General features: G+C 64.9%; 19 protein-coding genes. 7 read left to right on the top strand and 12 right to left on the bottom strand.

What is annotated here, in order from left to right; translation table 11 throughout:
- Window positions 1-157 precede the first annotated feature (157 nt).
- Both LO55_RS01585 and map read left to right on the top strand, forming a co-directional pair.
- The gene (locus LO55_RS01585) at window positions 158-3,085 is read left to right on the top strand and encodes a TonB-dependent receptor plug domain-containing protein (protein WP_083415098.1); all 2,928 of its coding nucleotides are present in this window, start codon (window positions 158-160) and stop codon (window positions 3,083-3,085) included.
- Between the two features lie 154 nt (window positions 3,086-3,239).
- A complete protein-coding gene (gene map, locus LO55_RS01590; RefSeq protein WP_071360184.1) occupies window positions 3,240-4,007 on the top strand; it encodes a type I methionyl aminopeptidase in 768 nt (255 codons plus the stop codon).
- 64 nt (window positions 4,008-4,071) lie between these two features.
- Here the strand turns inward: map and LO55_RS26160 are convergent, their stop codons facing one another.
- The 4 genes from LO55_RS26160 to tkt all read right to left on the bottom strand — a co-directional run bounded on the left by LO55_RS26160 (window position 4,072) and on the right by tkt (window position 8,037).
- Entirely contained in the window at window positions 4,072-4,266 is a 195-nt protein-coding gene (locus tag LO55_RS26160; protein ID WP_005668510.1) for a hypothetical protein, read from the bottom strand.
- Between the two features lie 98 nt (window positions 4,267-4,364).
- Window positions 4,365-4,763 (bottom strand): glutaredoxin family protein, encoded by a 399-nt coding sequence (locus tag LO55_RS01595; protein WP_071360185.1) that lies wholly within the window; start codon window positions 4,761-4,763, stop codon window positions 4,365-4,367.
- 174 nt (window positions 4,764-4,937) lie between these two features.
- On the bottom strand, window positions 4,938-5,951 hold the full coding sequence (gene gap, locus LO55_RS01600) for a type I glyceraldehyde-3-phosphate dehydrogenase (RefSeq protein WP_005668506.1): 1,014 nt from the start codon (window positions 5,949-5,951) through the stop codon (window positions 4,938-4,940).
- 88 nt (window positions 5,952-6,039) lie between these two features.
- The gene (gene tkt / locus LO55_RS01605; protein WP_071360186.1) at window positions 6,040-8,037 is read right to left on the bottom strand and encodes a transketolase; all 1,998 of its coding nucleotides are present in this window, start codon (window positions 8,035-8,037) and stop codon (window positions 6,040-6,042) included.
- 133 nt (window positions 8,038-8,170) lie between these two features.
- Between tkt and LO55_RS01610 the strand changes: the two genes are divergently transcribed.
- A complete protein-coding gene (locus LO55_RS01610; RefSeq protein ID WP_071360187.1) occupies window positions 8,171-8,896 on the top strand; it encodes a 16S rRNA (uracil(1498)-N(3))-methyltransferase in 726 nt (241 codons plus the stop codon).
- A gap of 77 nt (window positions 8,897-8,973) precedes the next feature.
- Here LO55_RS01610 and LO55_RS01615 read toward each other — a convergent pair whose 3' ends face one another.
- Complete coding sequence (locus tag LO55_RS01615; RefSeq protein WP_229410017.1) at window positions 8,974-11,874, bottom strand: TonB-dependent receptor plug domain-containing protein; 2,901 nt, start codon at window positions 11,872-11,874, stop codon at window positions 8,974-8,976.
- Between the two features lie 813 nt (window positions 11,875-12,687).
- Here LO55_RS01615 and LO55_RS01620 point away from each other — a divergent pair.
- Window positions 12,688-14,307: an NAD(P)/FAD-dependent oxidoreductase gene (locus tag LO55_RS01620; protein ID WP_071360188.1), complete on the top strand. Its 1,620-nt coding sequence runs from the start codon at window positions 12,688-12,690 to the stop codon at window positions 14,305-14,307.
- Window positions 14,304-15,182 carry an EamA family transporter gene (locus tag LO55_RS01625; protein WP_071360189.1) on the top strand — a complete coding sequence of 293 codons (879 nt, stop codon included), beginning with the start codon at window positions 14,304-14,306 and terminating at the stop codon, window positions 15,180-15,182. Before LO55_RS01620 ends, LO55_RS01625 begins: the two co-directional genes overlap by 4 nt.
- Here the strand turns inward: LO55_RS01625 and corA are convergent, their stop codons facing one another.
- The 5 genes from corA to glnA form a co-directional block, all read right to left on the bottom strand.
- The gene (gene corA / locus LO55_RS01630; RefSeq protein ID WP_071360190.1) at window positions 15,183-16,151 is read right to left on the bottom strand and encodes a magnesium/cobalt transporter CorA; all 969 of its coding nucleotides are present in this window, start codon (window positions 16,149-16,151) and stop codon (window positions 15,183-15,185) included.
- A gap of 91 nt (window positions 16,152-16,242) precedes the next feature.
- Complete coding sequence (gene ntrC, locus LO55_RS01635) at window positions 16,243-17,745, bottom strand: nitrogen regulation protein NR(I) (RefSeq protein ID WP_071360191.1); 1,503 nt, start codon at window positions 17,743-17,745, stop codon at window positions 16,243-16,245.
- 64 nt (window positions 17,746-17,809) lie between these two features.
- The gene (gene glnL / locus LO55_RS01640) at window positions 17,810-18,913 is read right to left on the bottom strand and encodes a nitrogen regulation protein NR(II) (RefSeq protein WP_229410018.1); all 1,104 of its coding nucleotides are present in this window, start codon (window positions 18,911-18,913) and stop codon (window positions 17,810-17,812) included.
- Window positions 18,910-19,434, bottom strand: coding sequence for a DUF4124 domain-containing protein (locus tag LO55_RS01645; RefSeq protein WP_071360192.1), 525 nt, complete (start codon window positions 19,432-19,434; stop codon window positions 18,910-18,912). Before LO55_RS01645 ends, glnL begins: the two co-directional genes overlap by 4 nt.
- 162 nt (window positions 19,435-19,596) lie before the next feature.
- A complete protein-coding gene (gene glnA / locus LO55_RS01650; RefSeq protein WP_005668489.1) occupies window positions 19,597-21,012 on the bottom strand; it encodes a type I glutamate--ammonia ligase in 1,416 nt (471 codons plus the stop codon).
- Between the two features lie 317 nt (window positions 21,013-21,329).
- Here glnA and LO55_RS01655 point away from each other — a divergent pair, with 317 nt between their 5' ends.
- Both LO55_RS01655 and LO55_RS01660 read left to right on the top strand, forming a co-directional pair.
- Complete coding sequence (locus LO55_RS01655) at window positions 21,330-21,785, top strand: rhodanese-like domain-containing protein (protein ID WP_040776999.1); 456 nt, start codon at window positions 21,330-21,332, stop codon at window positions 21,783-21,785.
- Window positions 21,782-22,522: a hypothetical protein gene (locus tag LO55_RS01660; protein WP_071360193.1), complete on the top strand. Its 741-nt coding sequence runs from the start codon at window positions 21,782-21,784 to the stop codon at window positions 22,520-22,522. The genes LO55_RS01655 and LO55_RS01660 overlap by 4 nt, the downstream gene beginning before the upstream one ends.
- On the opposite strand, the gene LO55_RS01665 is transcribed toward LO55_RS01660, so the two are convergent.
- Together LO55_RS01665 and LO55_RS01670 are read right to left on the bottom strand one after the other, a co-directional pair.
- The gene (locus LO55_RS01665; RefSeq protein WP_071360194.1) at window positions 22,515-24,464 is read right to left on the bottom strand and encodes a CocE/NonD family hydrolase; all 1,950 of its coding nucleotides are present in this window, start codon (window positions 24,462-24,464) and stop codon (window positions 22,515-22,517) included. The genes LO55_RS01660 and LO55_RS01665 overlap by 8 nt on opposite strands.
- Window positions 24,465-24,522: 58 nt before the next feature.
- A complete protein-coding gene (locus LO55_RS01670; RefSeq protein ID WP_071360195.1) occupies window positions 24,523-26,100 on the bottom strand; it encodes a GGDEF domain-containing protein in 1,578 nt (525 codons plus the stop codon).

Below are 26,100 nucleotides of genomic sequence, written 5' to 3' on the forward strand. Positions count from 1 at the left end.
TGCATTGACAGTCATACACCGCGAGTGGTTTTATTGCTGGCTTGAAAAGTCGTTAAACCAAGTAGTTGGCGTTTTTCAGCGAGTCGCTTCGCGACATTTTCGGTGGCAGTGCCCTTCCCATGGTGCCGCCGCGTTTTCACCCCTAGGAGTTTGCAACATGATGGAAACACTCTTGTCCCGGTCGGTCCGCGCGATCTGCCTCGGCGGTATGACCCTCGGCATGACCGCAGCGGTCGCACAGGAAGCATCGGCGCCGCTACAGCGCGTCGAAGTGACCGGTTCGCGTATCCGCCAAGTCGACCTGGAAACAGCACAACCGATCCAGGTCATGAACCAGGAACAGATCCAGAAAACCGGTCTGGTCACCGTTGGCGACGTCCTGAACAACCTGTCGTCGGCCGGCGCGCCTGACTTCAGCCGTTCGGGTTCGCTGATCTCGAACACCGAGGCCGGCGGCCAGTACGTCAGCCTGCGCAACCTGGGTGCAAACCGCCTGCTGGTGCTGGTGGACGGTAAGCGCTGGACCCAGACCGTTGCCGGTTACACCGACCTGTCGACCATTCCATCTTCCATGATCGAACGCATGGAAATCCTGAAGGATGGCGCCTCGTCGATCTACGGCTCGGACGCAATCGCCGGCGTGGTCAACATCATCCTGAAGAAGAACATGCAGGGTGGCCAACTGTCGCTGTACACTGGCCAGAACGAAAAGAACGACGGCAAGAACAAGGACTTCTCGCTGAGCTACGGCGCAGGCGACGAGAAGGCTTCGCTGATGTTCGGTCTGTCGCACACCGAACAGGGCCGCGTAGCCACCGGCACTCGTAACATCACCCGCTTCCAGTACGGTCCGGATCACCCGTATTCCGGCCTGGGCGCAGGCCCATGGGGCCGCATCACCCCGGTCAACCCGGCCAACGGCGGTTCGCTGACCAACGCTGCCCAGGGCGGCTTCAACCGGGTCCTGAACCACACCGGCGACTGGACCGGCAACGGCGTCGGCGCCGACTCGCGCAACCCGAACAACTACCACGCCTATTCGCAAGCGATCCAGGAAGACAAGTACAACTCGTCGGCCGACATGGACCTGCTGTCGCCGAACAAGCTGGACACCCTGTTCGTCAAGGGTGAAATCGCGCTGCCGAAAGACATGCGCCTGAAGACCACCGCGATGTACTCGCAACGCAAGTCGCTGCGCCAGATCGCCGGCTACCCGCTGCAATCGACCTCGCAGGCCACCTATCCGGTCTACATCGACAAGGACAGCTACTACAACCCATACGGCAGCTCCGTCGTCGGCGCCGGCCTGGGCCAGGACCTGTTCTTCCAGCGCCGCACCATCGAGCTGCCACGCCTCACCGAGAACGAAAACCGCACCCTGCACATCGACGCATCGCTTGAAGGCGAATTCGCCGTCAAGGACCTGGCCTGGAACTGGAGCGTCGGCTACAACCACAACAAGGTGTCTGGTACCGCAACCGATTCGGGCAACATCAATCTGCTGAACCTGAAGCAGGCCCTGGGCCCATCGTTCATGAACGCGGCTGGCGTCGTCCAGTGCGGCACGCCTGACGATCCGATCGGCCTGGCATCGTGCACCCCATGGGACATCCTGGGCGGCCCTTCGGCCTCGACCCCGGAAGCGCTGGCCTACGTCAACACCGTCGGCACCAAGACCTACGGTTCGACCATCAACAGCGCCACGGCCGACATCGGCGGCGAGCTGTTCCAGCTGCCGGCCGGCGCAGTCGGCCTGGCGGTCGGCCTCGAACACCGCGAAGTCAAGGGCTACGACGTCCCTGACCAGTTCTCGCAGTCGGGCTACTCGACCAACCTGTCGGGCCAGGCGACCTATGGCCGCTACACTGTCCGCGAAGCATACGCCGAACTGAACGTGCCGGTCCTGAAAGACCAGCCGTTCGCTGAACTGCTGAGCCTCAACTTCGCAACCCGCCACTCGGACTACAGCAACTTCGGCGTGACCAACAACAGCAAGGCCAGCTTCATGTACAAGCCGGTCAAGGATGTGCTGGTCCGCGGTACCTGGGCTGAAGGCTTCCGCGCACCGACCCTGGACGACGTCTCGGGCGGCGGTTCGCAGTCGTTCGACACCTTCCTGGATCCGTGCGACACCCGCTTCGGCGAAGCATCGCGCAACGCGGCCGTGGCCGGCCGCTGCGCCACCGGTTTCGGCGGCGTCATCGGCACGCCAAACGGCTACCGCCAGCTGCTGCAGGCGGGTGGTCCGATCGAAAACTCCGGCGGCACCCAGTCGCTGGTCGCCTTCAACAGCGGCGCCGGCAACCAGTTCCTGCAGCCTGAAACCGCGGTCACCAAGACCTTCGGCTTCGTGTACAACCCATCGTTCGTGAACGGCCTGAGCATCGGTCTCGACTGGTACAACATCTCCATCGAGAACCGCATCACCGCGATCAGCGCAGGCTACGTCGTGAACCAGTGCTATATCGAAGGCGTCACGAACTTCTGCGACTCGCTGCGTCGTGATCCGGTCACCGGCAACCTGACCCAACTGGCACGCGGCAATGCCAACCTGGGCGAAATGGAAACCGAAGGCCTGGACCTGTCGATCAGCTACCGTCTGCCACGCACCTCGTTTGGTCAGTTCAACATCCGTAACGAAACTTCGTACACCGACAAGTTCCGTACCCGCAGCGGCGCCGACCAGGAATGGAACGACTACGCCGGCGACTACTTCTACAACCGCGTGAAGTCGAACACCAACCTCGACTGGTCGCTGGGCAACTGGAGCGCCACCTGGGGCTTCCGTTACTACAGCCCGGTCAAGGACCAGTGCTGGGACGTCGATACTGGCGTCGAGTGCAGCAACCCGACCGGCGAAACGTCGTCGTGGGGTACCGGCTACAACAAGCTGGGCTCGGTCACCATCCACGACGTGAGCGTTGGCTACAAGACCAACTGGGATGCCCGCATCCTGTTCGGTATCAACAACGTCTTCGACAAGTCGCCACGCATGGTGTACGGCACCCAGGCATCGGCCTCGTCGGTTGACGCCGACATGTCGCTGGACCGCTTCTTCTACGTCCGCTACAACCAGTCGTTCTAATGGTTCGGGGCCGCAAGGCCCTGTCCTGAAGACATGACCGAATGCCCGTCCGGCTCCGCCGGGCGGGCATTTTTAATTGCGCTTTCTATCGTGGCGCCGCCTGCGCGGTATCATGGCGGTTTGCCCGCGCCGCGTGCAGCCCTACTCTTACCGTATGACCATCAAACTCAAGAACGACAAAGACATCGCCAAGATGCGCATTGCCGGCCGCCTCGCCGCCGAAGTCCTGGAAATGATCAAGGAATACGTCGTGCCCGGCGTCTCCACCGAAGAACTCGACCGCCGCTGCCACGACTATATCCGCAAGGTGCAGAAGGCCACGCCGGCCAACGTCGGCTACCATGGCTTCCCCAAGACCCTGTGCACCTCGATCAACGGCGTGGTCTGCCACGGCATCCCGAGCGACAAGGACGTGCTGCAGGACGGCGACATCGTCAACATCGACGTCACCGTGATCAAGGACGGCTGGCACGGCGACACCAGCCGCATGTATTTCGCCGGCACGCCAAGCCCCGAAGCGAAGAAGCTGGTCGACACGACCTATGAAGCGATGATGGCCGGGATCCGCGCCGTGCGTCCGGGCGCGCGCCTGGGCGACGTCGGCCACGCGATCCAGAAGCTGGCCGAAGGCGCCGGCTACTCGGTGGTGCGCGACTACTGCGGCCACGGCATCGGCCGCGTCTACCACGAAGAGCCGCAAGTGCTGCACTACGGCCGCCCGAACACCGGCCTGCTGCTCAAGGAAGGCATGACCTTCACGGTCGAGCCGATGATCAATATTGGCGAGGAAGACGTGATCCAGCTCGATGACGGCTGGACCGTGATGACGCGGGACGGTTCGCTGTCGGCGCAGTGGGAACACATGATCGTGGTGACGAAGAACGGCTTCGAGATCCTGACGCCGTGGCCGGACGCGAAATAATCACCTGAAAACGCCGGGTTGGCACATGCCGCGCCGCTCACGGTGCGGCATGCTGCGATTCAACCTAGATGCCGCAACGGGCGTAGCAATCGGTACGGTCCATATTACACTGGCTTTCATCGTAGCCATTGGCTACGCATGCCTGATACCCCCTAAGGCATTGCCATGCGCACTGACCCATGTCTTGCTGGAAGGCCGATACCGAGGCTGCGCTACCGAGCCCGATTGCGAACAACAGCACTGCAAGCTTCTTGCTCATACATTTCTCCTAGATGATAAAGGCGGCGACATAGCTCAGGAGCCGCGCCGCAGGTCGCGCCGATCCCGACACGGGAAATCGGCAAAATGGGCCAGCGGTCAGGGCCGCGCGATGCGGCCTGCCGCGGCAAGAGCGGCTTCCAGGTGGTCCTGGTTGAATCCGGTGAGCATCCGTTCGCCGACCAGTATCACCGGGACACCCTTCCCGCCAAGCTGCGCGAGCTCGCGATAACTTTGATCCGAATCGGAAATATTACGATCGATGAATGCGATATTGCGTTCCCGTAGATAAGCGCGCGCCTGAATGCAATAAGTGCATGAGCTCGTTCCATAGAGAACGACATTGCTTTGCTTGTCGGGATAGTAGGCGCTGTAGTCGCCCGTGGCATAGGCGGGCTTCAGCAGGTTGACGACGTAGGGAACGCCGGATCCTATACCGAGACCAGCAGCAAGGATGAGCACATATGACAGGATGGTCTTGACGCGTTTTGCAGGCATGGATCGTTCCGGTTTAAAGGGACGAATCCACGATACATATCTGTATATTACGCTGTCAATGAATTAGGATTGTTGCATGGATTTATCGCTGATTTAATGCTTTCGGGGTAGTGTACAGACGCAAAAAAGCCCCGGATGCGCGCGCGCACCCGGGGCGATTGGATGCCCGAAGGCTTACTTCGCGTTCATCAGCGCGACAGTGGTGTCGAGCATGCGGTTCGAGAAGCCCCACTCGTTGTCGTACCACGAGGTCACCTTCACCAGGCGGCCCGAGACCTTGGTCAGCGTGGCGTCGAAGTTCGACGATGCCGGGTTGTGGTTGAAGTCGACCGAGACCAGCGGATCGGTGTTGTAGGTCAGGATGTCCTTCAGCGGGCCTTCGGCTGCGGCCTTCTTCATGATCTCGTTGATCTCTTCGACCGTGGTGTCGCGCTTGGCGATGAACGACAGGTCGACGATCGACACGTTGATGGTCGGCACGCGAATCGCGAAGCCGTCCAGCTTGCCGTTCAGTTCCGGCAGCACCAGGCCGACCGCGGCGGCGGCGCCGGTCTTGGTCGGGATCATCGACTGGGTGGCCGAACGGGCGCGGCGCAGGTCTTCGTGCATCACGTCGGTCAGCACCTGGTCGTTGGTGTAGGCGTGCACGGTGGTCATCAGGCCGGTTTCCAGGCCGATGGCGTCATGCAGCGGCTTGACCAGCGGGGCCAGGCAGTTGGTGGTGCACGAGGCGTTCGAAATTACCGTGTCGCTGGCTTTCAGCACGTCCTGGTTCACGCCGAACACGACGGTCGCGTCGACGTCCTTGCCGCCCGGGGCCGAGATGATGACCTTCTTGGCGCCGCCCTTCAGGTGGGCCGAGGCTTTCTCTTTGGTGGTGAAGAAGCCGGTGCACTCCAGCACCACGTCCACGCCCAGCTCGCCCCATGGGATCTCGGCTGGATTGCGCTGCGCGAACACGCGAATCTTGTCGCCGTTGACGATCATATTGTCGCCCTCGACCGTGACGGTGCCCGGGAACTTGCCGTGGGCGGTGTCGTAACGGGTCAGGTGGGCGTTCGACTCGGCATTGCCGAGGTCGTTGATCGCCACGATCTGGATATCTTGCTTCTTGCCGCCTTCATAGAAGGCGCGCAGGACGTTGCGGCCGATGCGGCCATAACCATTGATTGCAACTTTGATCGTCATGCTGTGCTCCTGATTAGAAAAAAACTTTTTTCGTAACGAACATAGTAGAACGGGCTGCTCCTGGGAGCAGCCCGCGTCCGGCAAATGCTTATGCTGCGATAACTTCTTTCGCTTTCGCGACGACGTTCTCGACGGTGAAGCCGAAGTGCTTGAACAGCACCGGCGCCGGCGCCGATTCGCCGAAGGTGTCGATGCCGACCACGGCGCCTTCCAGGCCCACGTACTTGTACCAGAAGGCGGTCACGCCGGCTTCGATGGCCACGCGCGGCACGCCCTTGGTGAGGACCGACGCCTTGTAGGCGGCGTCCTGGCGGTCGAACACGTCGGTCGACGGCATCGACACCACGCGTGCGGCGATGCCCTCACCCGCCAGCGCGTCGAAGGCTTTCACTGCCAGCTCGACTTCGGAACCGGTCGCGATCAGGATCACTTTAGCGTCGGCGCTGTCGCGCAGCACGTAGCCGCCCTTGGCGATGTCGGCCACCTGCGCCGCCTCGCGCGCCATGAACGGCAGGTTCTGGCGCGAGAAGATCAGGGTCGATGGACCGTCCTTGCGCTGCACCGCCGCGCCCCATGCCACCGCCGACTCGACGGTGTCGCACGGACGCCAGTTGTCCAGGCCCGGGATCAGGCGCAGCGACGAGACGTGCTCGATCGACTGGTGGGTCGGGCCGTCTTCGCCCAGGCCGATCGAATCGTGGGTGAACACCGAGATCGAACGGATCTTCATCAGGGAAGCCATGCGCAGGGCATTGCGGCTGTAATCCGAGAAGGTCAGGAAGGTCGCGCCGAACGGGATGAAGCCGCCGTGCAGGGCCACGCCGTTCTGGATCGCCGACATGCCGAATTCGCGCACGCCGTAGTTGATGTGGTTGCCGGCGATGCCCGAACGCACAGGCACCGATTCCTTCCAGTTGGTCAGGTTCGAGCCGGTCAGGTCGGCCGAGCCGCCCAGGAATTCAGGCAGCACCGGGGCCAGCGCCTGGATCGCGTTCTGCGAGGCCTTGCGGGTGGCGATGGTCTCGGCCTTGTCGACGCAGGCGGCGATCGCCGCGTCCAGGGTCTTGCTGAAATCGGCAGGCAGGTCGCCCTTCATGCGGCGCTCGAATTCGGCGGCCAGCTCGGGGTGGGCGCCGCGGTAGGCGTCGAACATCGTGTTCCACTCACCTTCGGCTTGCGCGCCGCGCGCCTTCGCGTCCCAGGCTTCGTACAGGTCGGCCGGGATGTCGAACGGGATCGGATCCCAGATCAGGTGCTTGCGCACGGCAGCGATCTCGGCGTCGCCCAGCGGCGCGCCGTGGACCTTGTCGCCGCCCTCCAGGTTCGGGGCGCCCTTGCCGATGATGGTCTTGCAGCAGATCAGGGTCGGACGATCCGATTGTTTCGCCTTTTCGATGGCCGCATCGATGTCGGCGACGCTGTGGCCGTCGACCTTCGGGATCACGTTCCAGCCGTAGGCCTCGAAACGCTTCTGGGTGTCGTCGGTGAACCAGCCTTCCACACGGCCGTCGATCGAAATGCCGTTGTCGTCGTACAGCCAGATCAGCTTGTTCAGGCGCAGGGTGCCGGCCAGCGACGCCACTTCGTGCGAGATGCCTTCCATCAGGCAGCCGTCGCCCAGGAAGGCGTAGGTGTAGTGATCCACCACGTCGTAGCCTGGACGGTTGAATTCGTTACCCAGCAGCCACTCGGCCAGCGCCATGCCGACCGAGTTGGCGATGCCCTGGCCCAGCGGACCGGTGGTGGTCTCCACGCCCGGGGTGATGCCGACTTCCGGGTGGCCCGGGGTCTTCGAGTGCATCTGGCGGAAGTCGCGCAGATCGTCCATCGTCAGGTCGTAGCCGGCCAGGTGCAGCAGCGCATAGTGCAGCATCGAGCCGTGGCCGTTCGAGAGCAGGAAGCGGTCGCGGTTCGTCCAGCCCGGATTGGCCGGATTGTGGCGGTAGTGCTTGTCCCACAGCGCGACGGCAATCTCGGCCATGCCCATCGGCATGCCCGGGTGGCCCGAGTTGGCTTTCTGGACGGCGTCCATCGCCAGCGCGCGGATCGCGTTGGCCATCAGGGTGGTGGTTTGCGTAGATTTCATGGAGATCGTGGATCAGGGATTGGAAAGCGATGGCCCGCGAGGCCGTAGCCCGTTATTCTACCAGACCGGGGTGCTGCCGATTTAAAATGCAGGTTTATTCCTTTAACGCAAGCCCTCGCTGCGCCCCCACAGAATGCCCCGTTTTTATTGCCCCCAGCCGCTCGCCGCCGGCCTGACCGTCGACCTGCCGGAAGCCGTCGCCCACCACCTGCACGTGGTGCGCCTGCAGCCGGGCGCCGGCCTGACCCTGTTCAATGGCGAAGGCGGCCAGTACCGCGCCACCCTGAGCGAGAGCGGCAAGCGCCGCGCCACGGCGACGGTCGACGCCTTCGAGGATGTCGGAGCCGAGGCGCCCTACTCCGTCACCCTGGCCCAGGGCTTGCCTGAAGGCTCGAAGATGGACTGGATCGTGGAAAAGGCGGTGGAACTGGGCGTGACGGCGATCCAGCCGCTGGCGGCCCAGCGCAGCGTGGTGCGCCTGGCCGGCGAGCGGCTCGATAAGCGGCAAGCGCACTGGCAGGGCGTGATCGTCGCCGCCTCCGAGCAGTGCGGCCGCAACCGGCTGGCGCGGCTGCATCCGCTGCTCGAGGTGCAGCCATGGCTGGCGGCGCCGGCCGACGGCGTGCGCATCCTGCTCAGCCCGCGCGCGACCGAATCGCTGGCCGGCTGGGCGCGCGCCAATACGCCGCAAGCGGTCACCTTCCTGATCGGCCCCGAAGGCGGCCTCACGCCACAGGAAGAAGCCGCGGCCGTCGCCGCCGGCGCCCTGTCGCTGTCGATGGGTCCGCGCGTGCTGCGCACCGAAACCGCGGGGCTGGCGGCGCTGGCGGTGCTGGCCGGCGCCTGGGGCGGCATGTAAGCGCTTCGCACTATATAAGACAAGAAAAGCCCGCCGGCATCGCTGCCGGCGGGCTTTTTATTGGACATCAAGCAGGCTTAGAACGTGTAGTTCGCGCCCAGGCTGAAGAAGCGGCCCACCGCGCCAGGCTGGTGCAGCGAGGCGTTGTACGAGGTCTGGTTGCCCGCGTTGCCGTAGGTGGCGACGTCATATGGGGCTTCCTTGTCGAACAAGTTCAGGATCGCGCCACGGATGGTCAGGTTCTCGGTAACCTTGTAAGCCACGTTCAGGTTGGTCGAGGTGAACGACGACACGTCGCAATACCACGCCGGCTGGACCAGGCCCTGGAAGTAAGGACGGCCGCCGACGTTGGTGCCGGTCGACGCGCAATCGGTCTCGCCCAGCGCCGGGTCGAAGGTGGAGAAGCCGCTCGTGTAGTTCACGGTGGCGGTCACGTCCAGCGGGCCGCGGGCATAGCCGAGGGTGAACTGGGCGCGGTCCTTCGGATTGCCGGTGGCGCCGCCGACCGACGATGGACCCTGGGTGCCGGCCAGCTGGTAGCTCTGGCCAGCCACTTCGGTCTCGTAGCCGAACACGTGCGCCGCGCTCAGGTTGGCCGTGATGGTGCCCATGTCACCCAGGCGCCAGCGGTAGCGCACATCCGCTTCGATGCCGTGGGTCTCGGTGCTGCCGGCATTAATATACGGCGACAGGCCGTACAGGATCGGACCGGCGACAGGCATGCCCGGAACCGTGTTGTTACCCGAGCCGGTGGCGATGTCGATCGTCGCCGCCGGGCCGCGCACCCAGGTCGGGACGAAGCTCGGATCGTTGCCGGCCTGGGTCACGATCAGGTTCTTGATCTGGATCTTGTAGTAATCCAGGGTCATGTTCAGGCCACGCATCGGCTCGAGGATGATGCCGAAGGTATACGACTTCGATTTCTCCGGTTGCAGGTCGGGATTCGTGGTCTGGACGTATGGCGGGCTGAACGAGCAGGCCGACGGCACGTTGCCGGCGGTGGTCTGGCTGCCGTTGGCGCACAGGATCGGATCGCTGATCGCGTTGAAGGTGAAGAAGGAACCGGCGTTGCCCACCTCGGCCGGGGCCGGCGCGCGGAAGCCGCGTGCGAAGGTGCCGCGCAGGCCGATCTGCTGGCTCGGCGTCCACTTGAAGTTGGCCGACGGCGTGAACGAACGGCCGTAGGTATCGTAGTGGTCGTAGCGGCCGGCGACGCCGATTTCGACGTTCTTGATCGGGGTCGCCTGCAGCTCGGCGAACGCCGCCTTGTTGGTCTCTTCGCCGATCGCGAAGGCCGCGGTGTTGGCCACCGCGCCATTGAGCGTCAGGCTGGACGGCGGCGCATCCTGCTCGCGCTTGTGCCAGTGCAGGCCGGCCGCGAAGTTCAGCGGACCGGCGCCAAAGTTCGACAGCAGTTCGCGCGATCCGATCAGGTCGGCGTAGTTCAGGGTCGACTCGATCTTGTTGCTGAAGTGCGGCGACACCTGGTTCATGACGGCCGGCGAGTTACCGCCCAGCACATTGAAGGTGCCGTTGCGCAATGCGGCGTAGAGCGCGCTGCGGTTGACGTAGCCACTATAGTCGAGGTCGTTCTTGACCTTGGTCGCGCCGACCGAGGCGGTCACGTCCCAGCCGTAGGCGCTGCCGATCAGGTCGGCCGAGAAGCGGGTTGCGGTCGACTCGTTCTTGGTGGTCAGGGCAGCGCCGACATCCGGAATGTAGCCATACAGGCGTGCGTTCTGGCCAAACGGGTTGGTGACGTTGGCGCCGACCTGGGCGCCCGGCGCGAAGGTCGTGTCCGGCACTGCGCCGACGCGCGGGGTCAGCACGCCGTTGACCAGGGTGGTGGTGCCGTTGAAGGCCGTCGGATTGAAGGCCAGCGGCGACGTGCCTGCGCCGTTGCGGTTGTTGGTGCTTTCGCGGCGGAACATCGAGCCCTTGAACTGCACCTCCCAGTCCTCGCTCAGCTTCTTGGTCATGCCGACGAGGACGTTGACGTTCTCGGTCGGCGGCTGGATGAACGATTCGGTATCGCGCACCGAGCAACCGCCGGCGCGGTACTTGGCGAAGTTGCAGTTCGGATCCAGGAACAGGTAGTTGGCCGGGTTGTTGACGTTGGTGACGCCGGCCGGATTGTTCGGATTGGCCGGGTTGTACAGGAAGGGGCTGCTGGACGCGGTCAGGAAATTGTTGATATTGGTCGGCACGCCCAGGGTCAGGTCGTTGCCGCCACGTGCGCGCCAGTCGCGGTTGGCGTAGCCGAACTGCTCGCGGTCGACCACGTAGATCGGATCCTGCTTGCGGTATTCGGCGGTGATGAAGGCGTTGTAGCCGTCGGCGCCGAGGTCGCCGATGCCGGTGCTGACCGAGGCGCGCTTGGTCTTGCCGCCGCCGTGCTGGGTGTCGCCGATCTCGGCCGACAGGCGGGTGCCGTTCAGGTTCTTCTTGAGCTTGATATTGATTACACCCGCGATCGCGTCGGAACCGTACAGCGACGAGGCGCCGCTTTTCAGGACCTCGATGCTCTCGATGGCGTCGAACGGAATCGCCGACACGTCGACGAAGGAGCGCTGGGCGTCGTCCGACAATGGATACGGGGCCATGCGGTGGCCGTCGATCAGCACCAGGGTGGCGCCGACGGTCAGGCCGCGCAGCGAGATGCCGGAGGCGCCATTGGCGAAGGCGCCGGCGAAACCGGTGCCCAGGGTGCCGGCGCCGTTGGCGGCCAGGTCGGTCAGCAGCTCGGCGACCGAGGTCTTGCCGCTTTTCTGGATGTCGGCCGCGGTCAGCACCTGCACCGGGGTCGGGGTTTCGGTGTTGGTGCGGCTGATCAGCGAGCCGGTCACCACCACACGCTGCGGGCCTGCCTCGGCGCTGCCCTGCTGGGACTGAGCCATGGCCGGCGCTGCGCCGACCAGGGCGCCACTGGCGACCGCGCAGGCAATCGCAAAGGGCATCGACTTGAGTTTCAACATCATGTGTACTTCTCCTTGTGCTTTTCTTGTGAGTGGGTGCCTACCGCAACATTGGTACCGACAATATGCGGTCTCCTCTTTGCCGGCAGCGGCATGGCTCCTGGACGACACCATGCCTCCAGCGCGTGCCGCCAGCAGGAGGATGAATTTTCGTGCGTCTGAATACGATGTCTGCATATTCCCGCATTCACGGCGATGCATTATATGCAGCCCAAATATTAAGGACGAACAGCCTCAATTAGCGTTTGTTGCTAAATCAAACGTTATTTAAGTGAACATATAAAAACATATGGCACAGAAAAGTGTCAATCAGACACAGGGGGCGCAGAGTGTTAAATACAACAGATTTCCAAAGTGAAATTTTGGATAAGCAAATCCGGCTTGCGATACGACGCCAATGCATGCATACGGGGTAGGTATGGCATCCCAAGCTCAAATATGTGCTAAATCATTGTATTGACGATGGTTTCATACGCAGTGCATATGTGGAGCGCCGCATTCCGGCGAGATTTTTTTCTATTCGCGCGCCAAACAATATTTACACAGTATGCATTTGAACTAAGTTGTAGAGAATTTGTAGAATGCTGAGGTATGGTTGCGTAAACCCTACAGAACGTCCTCTCCAATCACTATTACTCAACGAAAAGGAAAATCCAGGCACTTTCCCTGGACATCGCGGCACCAGACACAAGCGGCTAGCTAGGACCCGCGCCGCCCTGCCAGGGCGCCAACGCCATCCCGCCCGATGCCTGCCGCCGAGGTAAAATAGCGGTTTGCCCGCTCACATTTTGTTGCCTCACCAGCAACCACCCTCTCATGCTGCGTATTAACGAACTCAAACTCCCCCTGAACCACCCCGAACCGGCCCTGCGCGAGGCCATCCTGGCCCGCCTCGGCATCCAGGACGCCGACCTGGTCGACTTCACCGTCTACAAGCGCAGCTACGATGCGCGCAAGAAGGCCGCCGTCGTGCTGATCTATTCGATCGACGCCGAAGTGCGCGGCGAAGCGGCGGTGCTGGCGCGCCTCAAGCAGGACCAGCACGTGATGCCCTCGCCCGACGTCGACTACAAGTTCGTGCAGGTCAACAAGCCGGCCCCTGGCACCCCGCGTCCGGTGGTGGTCGGCACCGGTCCCTGCGGGCTGTTCGTGGCGCTAGTCCTGGCGCAGATGGGCCTGAATCCGATCATCCTCGAGCGCGGCAAGATCGTGCGCGAGCGCACCGTCGACACCTTTGGCTTCTGGCGCAAGCGCAAGCTCAATACCGAGTCGAACGTGCAGTTCGGCGAAGGCGGCGCCGGCACCTTCTCGGACGGCAAGCTGTACAGCCAGATCAAGGACACCAACCATCATGGCCGCAAGGTGCTCACCGAATTCGTGCGCTTCGGCGCACCTGAAGAGATCATGTACGTCAGCAAGCCGCACATCGGCACCTTCCGCCTGGTCAAGATGGTCGAACAGATGCGGGCCGAGATCATCCGCCTCGGCGGCGAGATCCGTTTCGAGACGCGCGTGGACGACGTGCTGATCGAAGAGACCGGCGGCGTGCGCCAGGTGGTCGGCGTGCGCCTGGCCAATGGCGAAGAGATCGCGACCCGCCACCTGACGATGGCGATCGGCCACAGCGCGCGCGACACCTTCCAGATGCTGTACGACCGCGGCGTGTACATCGAAGCCAAGCCGTTCTCGATCGGCTTCCGGGTCGAGCACCCGCAGTCGCTGATCGACGTCTGCCGCTTCGGCCCCAACGCCGGCAACAAGCTGCTCGGCGCGGCCGACTACAAGATCGTGCACCACGCCTCCAACGGCCGTTCGGTCTACAGCTTCTGCATGTGCCCGGGCGGCACCGTGGTCGCCGCCTCGAGCGAGGAAGGCCGCGTCGTCACCAACGGCATGAGCCAGTATTCGCGCGCCGAGCGCAACGCCAACAGCGCGATCGTGGTCGGCATCACGCCCGACGACTATCCGGGCCACCCGCTGGCCGGGATCGATTTCCAGCGCGAGCTCGAATCGCGCGCCTTCGTGCTCGGCGGCGGCACCTATGACGCGCCGGGCCAGCTGATGGGCGACTTCGTGAAAGGCAGGCCATCGACCGAATTCGGCTCGGTGACGCCGTCGTTCCGTCCGGCCGTGCACCTGACCGACCTGGCGACCTCGCTGCCGGACTACGCGATCACGGCGCTGCGCGAAGCCTTCGTCGCCTTCGACAAGCAGATCAAGGGCTACTACAAGGAAGACGCGGTGCTCACCGGCGTCGAGACCCGCACCTCGTCGCCGATCCGCATCAAGCGCAACAACGACGACCTGCAAAGCCTGAACACGCGCGGCCTGTTCCCTGCCGGCGAAGGCGCCGGCTACGCCGGCGGCATCATGTCGGCCGCGGTGGACGGCATCCGCGTGGCCGAGGCGGTGGCCAAGGCGATGGCCGCCAAGTGAATGATCAGGTGAACGCCCGCGCCGCCACCGCCGCCCAGGGCGTGGCCGCGCCCGCGCTGGCCATCCTGGGTTCGCTGGTGTCGGTCAATGCCGGCGCCGCCTGGGCCAAGGGCCTGTTCCCGGCGGTCGGCAGCGCCGGCGTGGTGGCGTTGCGGGTCGGCTTGTCGGCCCTGATCCTGCTCGCCATCGTGCGCCCGTGGCGCTTCCCGCTGCGCCGCGCCGACCTGCCCAATCTCGTCATCTACGGCGTGATGCTGGGGGCGATGAACCTGTTCATCTACCGCTCGTTCGAACGCATCCCGCTCGGGATCGCGGTCGCGATCGAAGTCACCGGGCCGCTGGCGGTGGTGATCCTGTCCTCGCGCCATGCGCGCGACTTCCTGTGGGTGATCCTCGCCGGCGCCGGATTGTGGCTGCTGCTGCCGACGGCCGCCAACAGCGCCGCGCTGGACCCGGTCGGCATCGCCTATGCGCTGGCGGCCGCGTTCTGCTGGGCGATGTACATCGTGTTCGGCAAGCGGGTGTCGACCCTGGACGGCGGCCAGGCCGTGTCGTGGGGGCTGCTGGCGGCCTGCGTGTTCGTGGTGCCGTTCGGCGTGAGCTACGCCGGCGGCGACCTGCTGGCGCCGGCGGTACTGGGCGGCGGGCTGGCGGTGGCCATCCTGTCGTCGGCCCTGCCCTACACGCTCGAGATGAAGGCGCTCAAGCGCCTGCCGCGGCGGGTGTTCGGGATCCTGGTCAGCGCCGGGCCGGCAGTGGCGGCGCTGGCGGGTTTCCTGCTGCTGGGCGAACGGCTCACCACCGTGCAATGGCTGGCGATCGCGATGGTGACGCTGGCTTGCGCCGGCGCGGCGGCGACCGCCGACCGGCGCTGATCACAGCCAGCCGGCCTTCTTGAACCGGCGGTACAGGTAAGCGCACACGCCCACCATAGTGAGAAGCGCCAGTGGATAGCCCCACTTCCACTTCAGCTCGGGCATGAACTCGAAGTTCATGCCCCACACCCCGGCGAAGGCGGTGAATACGGCGAAGATCGCGGCGTACGAGGCCAGCTTCTTGCTCACTTCGTTCTCTTCGATCGCCACCATCGACAGGGTCACCTGGATCGCGGTGTTGATCGTGTCGCGCACCGCGTCCAGGCGGCCGGCGATGCGGTACAGGTGGTCGTGCACGTCGCGGAAGTAATCCTGGGTCTCGAGCACCACGCCCGGCACCCGGCCGCCGTACAGGCGGCCGACGGCGTCCATCAGCGGCACCACGGCATGGCGCAGGGTTTGCGCCTTGCGCTTGAGCTCATACAGGCGCTCGACGTTGGCGCGCTGCTTGCCCTGCATGCCGAAGATGTGGTCCTCGATCGACTCGAGCTCGGATTCGAGCATGTCGACCACCGGGAAGTAGCGGTCGACCACGGCGTCGACCAGCGCGTACAGCACGAAGCCGGCGCCCTTTTTCAATTGATGCGGCTCGCGCTCGGCGCGGGCGCGCACGCCCAGGAAGCCCTGGCTGGCGTCGCGCCGCACCGACAGCACGTAGTTCTCGCCGGCGAACACGGCCAGCTGGCCGACGTTCAGTTCGTCCCCGGCCAGCTCCACGATCTGGACCACGACGAACAGCGAGTCGCCGTATTCCTCGAGCTTGGGCCGCTGGTGGCCGCGCAGGGCGTCTTCGACCGCCAGTTCGTGCAGGCCAAATTCTTCCTGCATCAGGGTGATGTCGGCGGGGGCCGGGTCGCGCAGGGCGACCCAGACGAAGGTGTCGTCCTGTTTCAGGTATTCGCTGATATCCTCGACCGGGATATCGCACAGTTTCTTGCCTTCCTGGTAGGCGACGCAGTTGATCAGCATGGGGTGAAAAGGTAGAGCGGGCGATGCAGGAGCTTACACCACCCGCCACACTTTTCACTATCAGCCTTTACTGCGAGGCTTTACTACGGCGCTATTCTTCGCGCGCGCCGTCGATCCCCAGTTCCACGATCTTGCGCGTGATGGTGTTGCGCCCGATCCCGAGCCGCATCGCGGCGTCGTTCTTGCGGCCGTGCGTATGCTTGAGGGCGGTCCTGATCAGGGCCGACTCGAACTGGCGTCCCAGGATGTCCATCACGTCCATCTGCCCCGCGCTGAGCATGCCGGCGGCCTGCAGCTCGAGCAGGTCGATCCAGCCGTCGGGCGAGGCCGGCGCCTGCGCCGCGACCTGCATGACGATGCCGCCGGCGCCGGCCACGGGCAGCGCGCCCGCCCCCACCACGCCGTCGGCCAGCGGCACCGGGTTGACGCCGGCGCCCGCCTGGCCCTGGGTCAGGTCGCGCGGCAAGTCCTTGATCTCGACCGTCTGGCCGGGCGCCATCACGGTGATCCAGTTGCACAGGTTTTCCAGCTGGCGCACATTGCCCGGCAACTCGAGGCCGGTCAGGAAGCGCATCGCCTGCTCGCTCATGCGCTTCGGTTCGACGCCCAATTGGTGTGCGCTCTGCACCAGGAAGTGGCGCGTGAGGATTGGAATGTCGTCGCTGCGCTCGCGCAGGGACGGCAGGCGCAGGCGGATCACGTTCAGGCGGTGGTACAAGTCTTCGCGGAACAACCCGTCGCGCACGCGCTGCTCGAGGTTCTGGTGGGTGGCGGCGATCACGCGCACATTGGCCTTCACCGGCTGGTGGCCGCCGACGCGGTAGAAGTGGCCGTCGGACAGCACGCGCAACAGCCGCGTCTGCAGGTCGAACGGCATGTCGCCGATCTCGTCCAGGAACAGGGTGCCGTCCTCGGCCTGCTCGAAGCGGCCGCGCCGCATGGCCTGGGCGCCGGTGAAGGCGCCGCGCTCGTGGCCGAACAATTCCGATTCCAGCAAGTCCTTCGGGATCGCCGCGGTGTTCAGGGCGATGAAGGGCTGTTGCGCGCGCGGGCTGTGCTTGTGCAGCGCACGCGCCACGAGTTCCTTGCCGGTGCCCGATTCGCCCGTGATCAGGACCGTCACGTTCGATTGCGACAGGCGGCCGATGGCGCGGAACACCTCTTGCATCGCCGGCGCATGGCCCAGGATCTCGGGCGTCTCGGCCGGCAGCGCCTCGACGCTGGCTTCGCGCAGGCTCTCCTCGAGCGCGCGCCGGATCAGCGCCACCGCCTTGTCGATGTCGAACGGCTTGGCCAGGTAATCGAAGGCGCCGCCCTGGAACGAGGACACCGCCGAATCGAGGTCCGAAAAGGCGGTGATGATGATGACCGGCAGGCCGGGATGGCGGGCCTTGACGGCCTGCAGCAGGTCGATGCCGGATTCGCCCGGCATGCGGATGTCCGATACCAGCACCTGCGGGGTATCGGTTTCAAAGGCGGTCAGGGCCTCGCGCGCGTTGGCGAAGCTGCGGGTCTCCAGGCTTTCGCGCGCCAGGGCTTTTTCGAGCACCCAGCGAATCGATGCGTCGTCGTCGACAATCCAGATTGGTTTCATGTATTCGTGCTTCCCGCAACATGGATTCAATAAAGGACTGGTCGGCGCGCATCGAAGCCCGCGCTTATGGCAGGGGCAGCAGGATACGGAAATCCGTCAGTCCAGGCCGGCTTTCGCACTCGATCACCCCCAGGTGCTGCTGCACGAAGGTTTGCGCCAGCGTCAGCCCGAGGCCGCTCCCGCCGTCGCGCCCGGATACGAGCGGATAGAAAATGCGGTCGCGGATATCGGGCGCGATGCCCGGTCCATTGTCGATGATATGCAAGTCTAATGCCAGCCCGTAACGGACCTTGGCCAGGGTGACCTGGCGCGCCACGCGGGTGCGCAAAACGATCTCGGCATCGCCCTGCGCGATACGGCTCGCCAGGGCCTGGGCGGCGTTGTGGGCGATGTTCAGCACCACCTGGATCAGCTGCTCGAAATCGCCGCGAAATTCCGGAATCGAGGCGTCGTAGTCGCGCTTGATGCTCAGGCCCTGCGGGAATTCGGCCAGGATCAGGCTGCGCACGCGCTCGCACACTTCGTGGATATTCACGTCGCCCACGATGTGGGGTTTGCGGTGCGGCGCCAGCAGGCGGTCGACCAGGGTCTGCAGGCGGTCGGCTTCCTTGATGATCACCTGCGTGTATTCCTGCAGTTCGAGCAGGTGGTGCGGCGGCAGCTCGAGCTCCAGCAGCTGGGCCGCGCCGCGGATGCCGCCCAGCGGGTTCTTGATCTCGTGCGCCAGGTTGCGGATGAGTTCCTTGTTGGCCTGGCTCTGGTCGAGGATGCGCTCCTCGCGATCGAGCTTCAGCTGCTGCACGTTCTCGCGCAGCTCGATCAGGAGGGTGCCGTCGCCCAGCGCGCTGACGATGCTGTTCACGTGCAGCGGCTCGCGGTTGTTGCGCTGCAGGGTCAGGTCCTGGCGCAGGTCGGCGTACTGGTGGGCCAGCGCCTGGCCGATCAGGGCCGCCAGCTCGGCGCCGTTCTGGAACAGCTCGGGCAGGCGATGGCGCTGCAGCGACTTGAGCGACAGCTCCATCAGGTTCTCGGCGGCGGCGTTCGCATACAGCACTTCGCCCTCGGCGCCGGTCAGCAGCACGGCCGAGGCCAGCAGGTCGAGGCCGGCGTAGCGCGCCGGATCGCCCGCGTCAAAGGCGGGCGTGTCGTTCAAAGGTGGCAGGGTCATCTGATATTGCCGATCTCGCGCCGCAGCGCCTCGATATTGCGTTCGGTCCGGTTGATCTCGTCGCGCATCGACGCCACCCGCTCCTGGTACTTGGCGTAATTACGCTCGTTACCCTGGCGCTCGGGCTCGCCGTTATTGAATTCCTTCTTGAGGTCCGCCAGCTTGCGTTCCTCGATGCGCAGCTCGTCGCCCAGGATCTCGCGCCGCTCGTCGTCGCGCGCGCGCTGCACCACGTTGTCCACGCGCGGGAAGCCCGACGGGGTGCTGGTGGCGGCCGGGCTCGGCGCACTTGCCGAACCCGATCCGCCCGAGGCGCTCGATGAGCGCGGGGCCGGAATCGGCTTCGACGCGGCCGGCGGCGAACTGTAGCCGGTGTCGATCAGCTGGCACTTGCCGACCTTGGTGTCGGTGTACAGCGGGCGGCCGTTGGCATCGAGACAGCGGTAGATCTGGGCTTGGGCCGAGGCGCAGAACAGCAGGGCGAACATGGCCACGGCGCCATGAAAAACGATGTTTGTCATTCCTATCACTCGGTAGCTTGCATCGGCGGGAAGATGCATTGTAGTCGCGCCCGACTATACCCGAAGCAACAAAAAACGCGGGGAAAGCCATCGCTTTCCCCGCGTTTCATGGCATCGCCGTGGAGCATGGCGATGCGCAGGCACAACAGTATTGCTAACTGATTACGACGAGTAGTACATGTCGAATTCGGCCGGGTGCGGGGTCATGCGCAGACGCTGCACTTCGTTCATCTTCAGCTCGATGTAGGCATCGATCATGCTGTCGCTGAACACGCCGCCGCGGGTCAGGAACTCGCGGTCCTTGTCCAGGGCTTCCAGCGCTTCTTCCAGCGAGGCGCACACGGTCGGGATCAGCTTGTCTTCTTCCGGCGGCAGGTGGTACAGGTCCTTGGTCGCGGCTTCGCCCGGGTGGATCTTGTTCTGGATGCCGTCCAGGCCCGCCATCAGCAGCGCGGCGAAGCACAGGTAGACGTTGGCCAGCGGATCCGGGAAGCGGGTCTCGATGCGGCGGCCTTTCGGGTTCGCCACGTGCGGGATGCGGATCGAGGCCGAACGGTTGCGGGCCGAGTAGGCCAGCTTGACCGGGGCTTCGTAGCCAGGCACCAGGCGCTTGTACGAGTTGGTGCCCGGGTTGGTGATCGCGTTCAGCGCGCGTGCGTGCTTGATGATGCCGCCGATGTAGAACAGCGCGGTTTCCGACAGGCCGGCATAGCCGTCGCCTGCGAACAGGTTCTTGCCGTCTTTCCAGATCGACTGGTGCACGTGCATGCCCGAGCCGTTGTCGCCGTTGATCGGCTTCGGCATGAAGGTCGCGGTCTTGCCGTAGCTGTGGGCGACGTTCCAGATGACGTATTTCAGGTTCTGGGTCCAGTCGGCGCGCTCGACCAGGGTCGAGAACTTGGTGCCCAGCTCGTTCTGGCCGGCGCCGGCCACTTCGTGGTGGTGCACTTCGACCGGGATGCCCATCGATTCGAGGATCAGCGACATTTCCGAACGCATGTCCTGGAACGAATCGACCGGTGGGACCGGGAAGTAGCCGCCCTTGACGGTCGGACGGTGGCCGCTGTTGCCGCCTTCGAACTCCTTGTCGGTCGACCACGAGGCTTCTTCCGAGTCGATCTTGACGAAGCAGCCCGACATGTCGATCTTCCAGCGGACCGAGTCGAAGATGAAGAATTCAGGTTCCGGGCCGAAGTAGGCGGTGTCGCCGATGCCCGACGATTTCAGGTACGCCTCGGCGCGCTTGGCGATCGAGCGCGGATCGCGGTCGTAGCCCTTGCCGTCCGACGGTTCGATGACGTCGCACTGCATGAACAGCGTGGTCTCTTCCATGAACGGGTCGAGGTTGGCGGTGTTCGGGTCCGGCAGCAGGAGCATGTCCGAGGCTTCAATACCCTTCCAGCCGGCGATCGACGAACCATCGAAGGCGTGGCCGGATTCGAATTTGTCCAGGTCGAAGTGCGACACCGGGACCGTGACGTGTTGTTCCTTGCCGCGGGTATCGGCGAAGCGTAAATCAACGAATTTGACTTCGTTGTCCTTGACCAGTTGCATTACATCTGCGGCGGACTTTGCCATTCGGAATCTCCTAATTGAAAAAAGGAAGTCGAGTCATGAGAACCGACAACTTGCATCATGTTGAAGCACGAAGCATGCCAACTTGGTGACACCCCACGCGCCTTCTCGTTTGCATGAGGGCATGCACAAATCGTTCTTGGGGGACGGGCCAGTTTACCCATAAAATCGCGTCGATCGGCAAGCTTGTCGAAAGATTTACAGTACAGGCCGAATGCACCAATGGAGTGCGATCGTAGCCAGACGCACCATTTCAGAGCAGGATACACTGATCCATGGTGGTGCAGCGCGAGCGAATGCCCAAAAACGGAACGAACATTATGACTAAAGAAAACATTCTCGAAGCAGCGCGCCAGCGCGGCGCAGGGCAGCCCTATGCCGGTGCGGTGACGCCCCAGGAGGCGTTCGAGCTGCTCAAGAGCAGCCCGAAGGTCAAGCTGGTGGATGTGCGCACCAATGCCGAACGCGACTGGGTGGGCCGGGTCGCCATCCCCGACGCCCAGCACGCGGCAGTGCAATGGGCCACCTACCCGGGCGGCGTGCCGAACCCGGATTTCGGCGCCCAGCTCGAAAAAGTCGCGAGCAAGGACGACACCCTGCTGTTCCTGTGCCGCTCGGGCGTGCGCTCGCGCCACAGCGCCCGCGTGGCGACCGAACTCGGTTACGCCAACTCCTTCGACATCCTCGAAGGCTTCGAAGGCGACAAGGATGGCGAAGGCCATCGCAAGACCGTCGGCGGCTGGTGCAAGGCGGGATTGCCGTGGGTGGGCGCATGAGCGACGCCATGGAACGCCTGGTCAGGGCGCGCGAGCTGGCCGACCAGGGGCAGTATGACGCGGCGCTGCAAGAGCTGGCCTGGTTCCACGAGCACGCCCTGGAACAGGATCCCTCGTTGCATGGCGTGCGGCGCTCCTACGCGCTGGCCGACTGGGCGGTGCTGGCCGAGGCCCATCCGCCCGCGGCCGCAGCGCTCGAAGCGGTGCGCGAGCGCGCTACCACTGCCCTGCTGAACGGCCAGGGCGCCCGCGACCAGCTGCTCGACGTCCTGTCGATCGACCATGCGCGCGACCAGCCGGTGCGCACGCGCGACTTGTTCCTGCAACTGGAAAAGGTGGCGCCGGCGCTGGCCGCTTCCGGCATCCGGGTCGTGCTGCCGCAGGTGATCGCCGCCGGCGACGCCGAGCTGGCCGAACGCCTGATGCCGAACCCCGAAGAGAACATCCGCCAGCATGCCGACTACCTGATGGACGCCTTCCGCGAGCGCCGCAAGCGCTTCACCGCCGCGCCCAGCATCCCGGCCGAGATCCACAACTATGTGCAGGACGTGAACGCCATCCTGGACGTGCTGGCGGCGCGCGGCCGGCACGCCGACGTGCGGCGCCTGCGACAGCTGGCGGCCGACGCGATTCCCGCGACCACCCTGCGCCGCGAAGTGCGCGCATCGCTCGTTCCCGGCGCGCCGGCGTGGTACGAGCGCGGCGTGCCGCGCCGTCGCAACGAACGGTTCAGTTAGGCATCACCATCAGCTGGAGGCCAGAGGCGCTGCCCGGCGTGCGATACACACGCTGGCTCGCTTTCCTGAAGTCCTCCGGCTTGGCGTCGGGAATCCGCATGAAGGTCTGCGGATTCAGGTCGATCAGCGGGAACCACGAACTCTGCACCTGCACCATGATGCGGTGACCGCGGCGGAAAGTGTGGTTCACCTGCCCCAGCTCGTAGCCGATCGCCGTCACCTCACCGGGCACGAAGGGCTGCGGCTTCTCATAGCTGTTGCGGAACTTGCCGCGCAGCGGATTGCCGCGCACCAGCTGCTGGTAGCCGCCCAGTTTCACGGCCGGCGGTGCGACGTCGTTGCCCGCGCCCGGCGCCGGCGGCGTCGGATAGTCGCTCGGGTAGACGTCGATCAGCTTGACCACCCAGTCGGCGTCGGTGCCGGTGGTCGAGACGAACAGCTTCGGGACGACGGAGCCGGCCACCGTGACGTCTTGTTCCAGCACCTCGCTCTGGTACACCAGCACGTCGGGACGGGTCGCGGCGAAGCGCTGGTCGGACACCATGTACTCGCGCGGCACGCCCTGCGCCGGATAGCCGATGTAGGGCACCGGGCGCTTCGGATCGGCCACGTATTCATCGTAGCCGGCGCCGCCGGCGACCGGCTGCTGCCAGGTCAGGCTGCCGTTGGCGTTGAAATACAGGGTGCGCGCCCGGGCCGGCTTCGGCGGCCAGGCGTCGTAATTGCGCCAGACATTGGTGCCGGTCTCGAACATGGTGAACGGCGCCAGCTCCGTGGCCGGCTTGACGCCTTTCAGGTGCTGCTCGAAGAACGGGAACTGGATATGGCGCCGGAAGTAGTCGCTCGTATTGGCGTCGAAGCGCACGTGGCCGAGGCGCGCACCAATGCCGCGCATCCAGCCGCCATGCACCCATGGGCCCACCACCAGCTTGTTCACCGCGGCCGGACTGTGGCGCTTGAGCGCGTCGTGGATCGTGAACGGCCCCTGGAAATCCTCCGCATCGAACCAGCCGCCCACGGTCAGCATCGCCGCCTTCACGTTCTTCATGTGCGGGCCGATGGCGCGCGACTGCCAGAATTCGTCATAGGTGTCGTGCTCGATGTTCGGCATGAACAGCGCGCGCTGGCGCTCGCTCATCGTGCCCGCGATCGCCCCCAGGGTCAGGTGCTTGAGGAAGAAATCGTAACCGTCGGCCTCGTCGTAGTCGAAGCCGCCGCCCGATGCCGGCTTGGGCGATGGATTCGGCGCCGCGACGAACGACGAATAGAAGTCGAAGTTGGCGGCCAGCTTGAAGGCGCCGCCATGATAGGAATCGTCGCCCATGTACAGGTCGGCGATCGGCGCCTGCGGCGAGGCGGCCTTGATGGCCGGATGCGAATCGATCACGCTGGCGGCGGCGTAGAAGCCGGGATAGCTGATGCCCCAGATGCCGACCTTGCCGTTGTTGTTCGGGACGTTCTTCAACAGCCAGGCGACGGTGTCGTGCATGTCCTCGGCTTCGACGCCCTCGCCTTTCGCGCGCTGCGCCTTGCCGTGCGGCGTCATCTCCTGCCACACGCCCTCGGACATGTGGCGGCCGCGCACGTCCTGGACCACGAAGATGTAGCCGGCCTCCTCGAATTCGCGCGAGGGGCCGAGCGTTTCCGGCATCCAGTCCACGCCGTAGCGCAATTCTCCTTCGGCGCGCACGCCGGCGCTGTAGGGCGTGCGCTGCATCAGGAAGGGATAGGAGCGGGAAGCGTCCTTCGGCACGTACACGGCCGTGAACAGGCGCACGCCGTCGCGCATCGGGATCCGGACCTCGTACTTGGTATAGGCTTCGCGCGCCGGCCGCTCCCTCGCGGACGGCGCGGCATCCATGCCGGCCGCAAGGACGGGCGAGGCGGCCGGCCAGGCCAGCAGGCAACCCAGGAAAAGGGCGGAGAACGAACGGCGGATCATGGCTTCCTTCGGGACGGTACACGGGGCCGCCAGTGTAATCCGTTTGCCCCGGGCGTGGCTATGCCGACAGGTTCCTGGCAGGCTGCCGCAACTCGCACGCGACCACGCGGTCGCGGCCTTGCGCCTTGGCCTGGTACAGCAGGGCGTCGGCCGCTTCGACCCATGCCAGGGCGGGCCCGTCGTCGACGGCGGAATGGGCGGCCACCACGCCGATGCTGAGCGAGACGCGTCCGTGCGGACTATCGGCATGCGCGATCCCGAGCGCCGCCACCGCGGCGCGGATGTTCTCGGCGACGGCGCGCGCGCCGTCGAGATCCGTGTCCGGCAGGATCACCGCGAACTCCTCGCCGCCATAGCGCGCCGCCAGGTCGGTCGGCCGGCGCGTGCCGGCGCGGATCGCGCCGGCCACCAGCCGCAGGCAATCGTCGCCCGCCACGTGGCCGTAGCGGTCGTTGTACTTCTTGAAGTGGTCGACGTCGGCCAGGATCAGCGCGCACGGCTGGCCATTGCGGCGCGCCCGCTCGTGCTCCGCCGCCAGCGTCTGCTCGAAGCCGCGCCGGTTCGCCAGGCCGGTCAGCCCGTCGCTGTCGGCCAGCGCCTTGAGCGACGCGTTCTGCTCCTTGAGCGTCAGGCGCGCCCCGCGCAATTGGTCTTCCAGCGCGTCGCGCACCCGCAACTGGCCGATCATGCGGTGGGTGCCCCAGGCCAGCAGCGCCACCGCGAACAGCACCACGCAGCTCATCTTGACGACCACTACCCACCATCCGTACAGCACTTCCTCCTTCGACTTGGCGATGGCGACCAGCAGCGGGAAGCGTTCCACATGGCGGTAGCTGTACAGGCGCTCGATCCGGTCGATCTTCGAGGTCAGCATCGCGGTGCCGACCGGGCCCGTCTTGCGGTAGAGCTGGAAGATCGGGCCGCCGCCGATGTCGGTGCCGACCATGGATTCGCTGAACGGCCGCCGGTACAGCAGCGTGCCGTCGTCGATCGCCAGGATCAGGGTGCCGGTGCGGCCGACGTCGAAACTGTCGTAGAAGTCGCCGAAAAAGCTCAGCCTGAGCGACGCCATCGCCACGCCGCCGAAGCTGCCGTCAGGCCGGTCGATGCGGCGCGTCAGCGGAATGCTCAGGACGCCCGTCGAGCGGCTGCGGATCGGCTTGCCGATCCGGGTGCCGCGACCCGCGTGCTCGCGGTGGTAGCGGAAGTACTCGCGGTCCGCCACGCTGCCGGGAAGCCTGGCGGGCAGCGAGGTGGCCACCCGTTCGCCATTGGCGTCATAGATGAACAATTCCTGGATCTGCGGCGTGACGGAGGCGATATGGGCCAGCCGCGCATGCAGCCCGGCATCCTCGGCAGCCACCGTCGTGCCGGCCTCGGCGCGCGCCGTCATCTCGTCCAGGATCGCGTCGCCCAGGTCGATCGTGCGCTCCGCATGCGAGGCCAGCGCGCGCGCCATATTGGCGGTGCTGGTGCCCGTGTTGTCGATCTCGGCCTGGCGCGACGCCAGCAGGCTCCACGCATGCAGGCCCACCAGCAGCAGGCAGACGCTGACGATCAGGACGACCGAGCGCACCACCAGCGGCTTTCGCAGGCGGTCCAGGCGGTCGATCGTGGGTTGGGCGGAATCGGGCAA

It is taken from the genome of Massilia timonae (genome assembly GCF_001866515.1).
Taxonomy (GTDB): domain Bacteria; phylum Pseudomonadota; class Gammaproteobacteria; order Burkholderiales; family Burkholderiaceae_D; genus Telluria; species Telluria timonae.

Coding starts and splice junctions, on each gene's coding strand:
- LO55_RS01645 (WP_071360192.1), bottom strand. CDS start 19,434: ATGACAAACATCGTTTTTCATGGCGCCGTGGCCATGTTCGCCCTGCTG.
- gap (WP_005668506.1), bottom strand. CDS start 5,951: ATGACGATCAAAGTTGCAATCAATGGTTATGGCCGCATCGGCCGCAAC.
- ntrC (WP_071360191.1), bottom strand. CDS start 17,745: ATGAAACCAATCTGGATTGTCGACGACGACGCATCGATTCGCTGGGTG.
- glnL (WP_229410018.1), bottom strand. CDS start 18,913: ATGACCCTGCCACCTTTGAACGACACGCCCGCCTTTGACGCGGGCGAT.
- LO55_RS01610 (WP_071360187.1), top strand. CDS start 8,171: ATGCCCCGTTTTTATTGCCCCCAGCCGCTCGCCGCCGGCCTGACCGTC.
- LO55_RS01595 (WP_071360185.1), bottom strand. CDS start 4,763: ATGCCTGCAAAACGCGTCAAGACCATCCTGTCATATGTGCTCATCCTT.
- LO55_RS01620 (WP_071360188.1), top strand. CDS start 12,688: ATGCTGCGTATTAACGAACTCAAACTCCCCCTGAACCACCCCGAACCG.
- glnA (WP_005668489.1), bottom strand. CDS start 21,012: ATGGCAAAGTCCGCCGCAGATGTAATGCAACTGGTCAAGGACAACGAA.
- tkt (WP_071360186.1), bottom strand. CDS start 8,037: ATGAAATCTACGCAAACCACCACCCTGATGGCCAACGCGATCCGCGCG.
- map (WP_071360184.1), top strand. CDS start 3,240: ATGACCATCAAACTCAAGAACGACAAAGACATCGCCAAGATGCGCATT.
- LO55_RS26160 (WP_005668510.1), bottom strand. CDS start 4,266: ATGAGCAAGAAGCTTGCAGTGCTGTTGTTCGCAATCGGGCTCGGTAGC.
- LO55_RS01585 (WP_083415098.1), top strand. CDS start 158: ATGATGGAAACACTCTTGTCCCGGTCGGTCCGCGCGATCTGCCTCGGC.
- LO55_RS01655 (WP_040776999.1), top strand. CDS start 21,330: ATGACTAAAGAAAACATTCTCGAAGCAGCGCGCCAGCGCGGCGCAGGG.
- LO55_RS01660 (WP_071360193.1), top strand. CDS start 21,782: ATGAGCGACGCCATGGAACGCCTGGTCAGGGCGCGCGAGCTGGCCGAC.
- LO55_RS01665 (WP_071360194.1), bottom strand. CDS start 24,464: ATGATCCGCCGTTCGTTCTCCGCCCTTTTCCTGGGTTGCCTGCTGGCC.
- corA (WP_071360190.1), bottom strand. CDS start 16,151: ATGCTGATCAACTGCGTCGCCTACCAGGAAGGCAAGAAACTGTGCGAT.
- LO55_RS01615 (WP_229410017.1), bottom strand. CDS start 11,874: ATGATGTTGAAACTCAAGTCGATGCCCTTTGCGATTGCCTGCGCGGTC.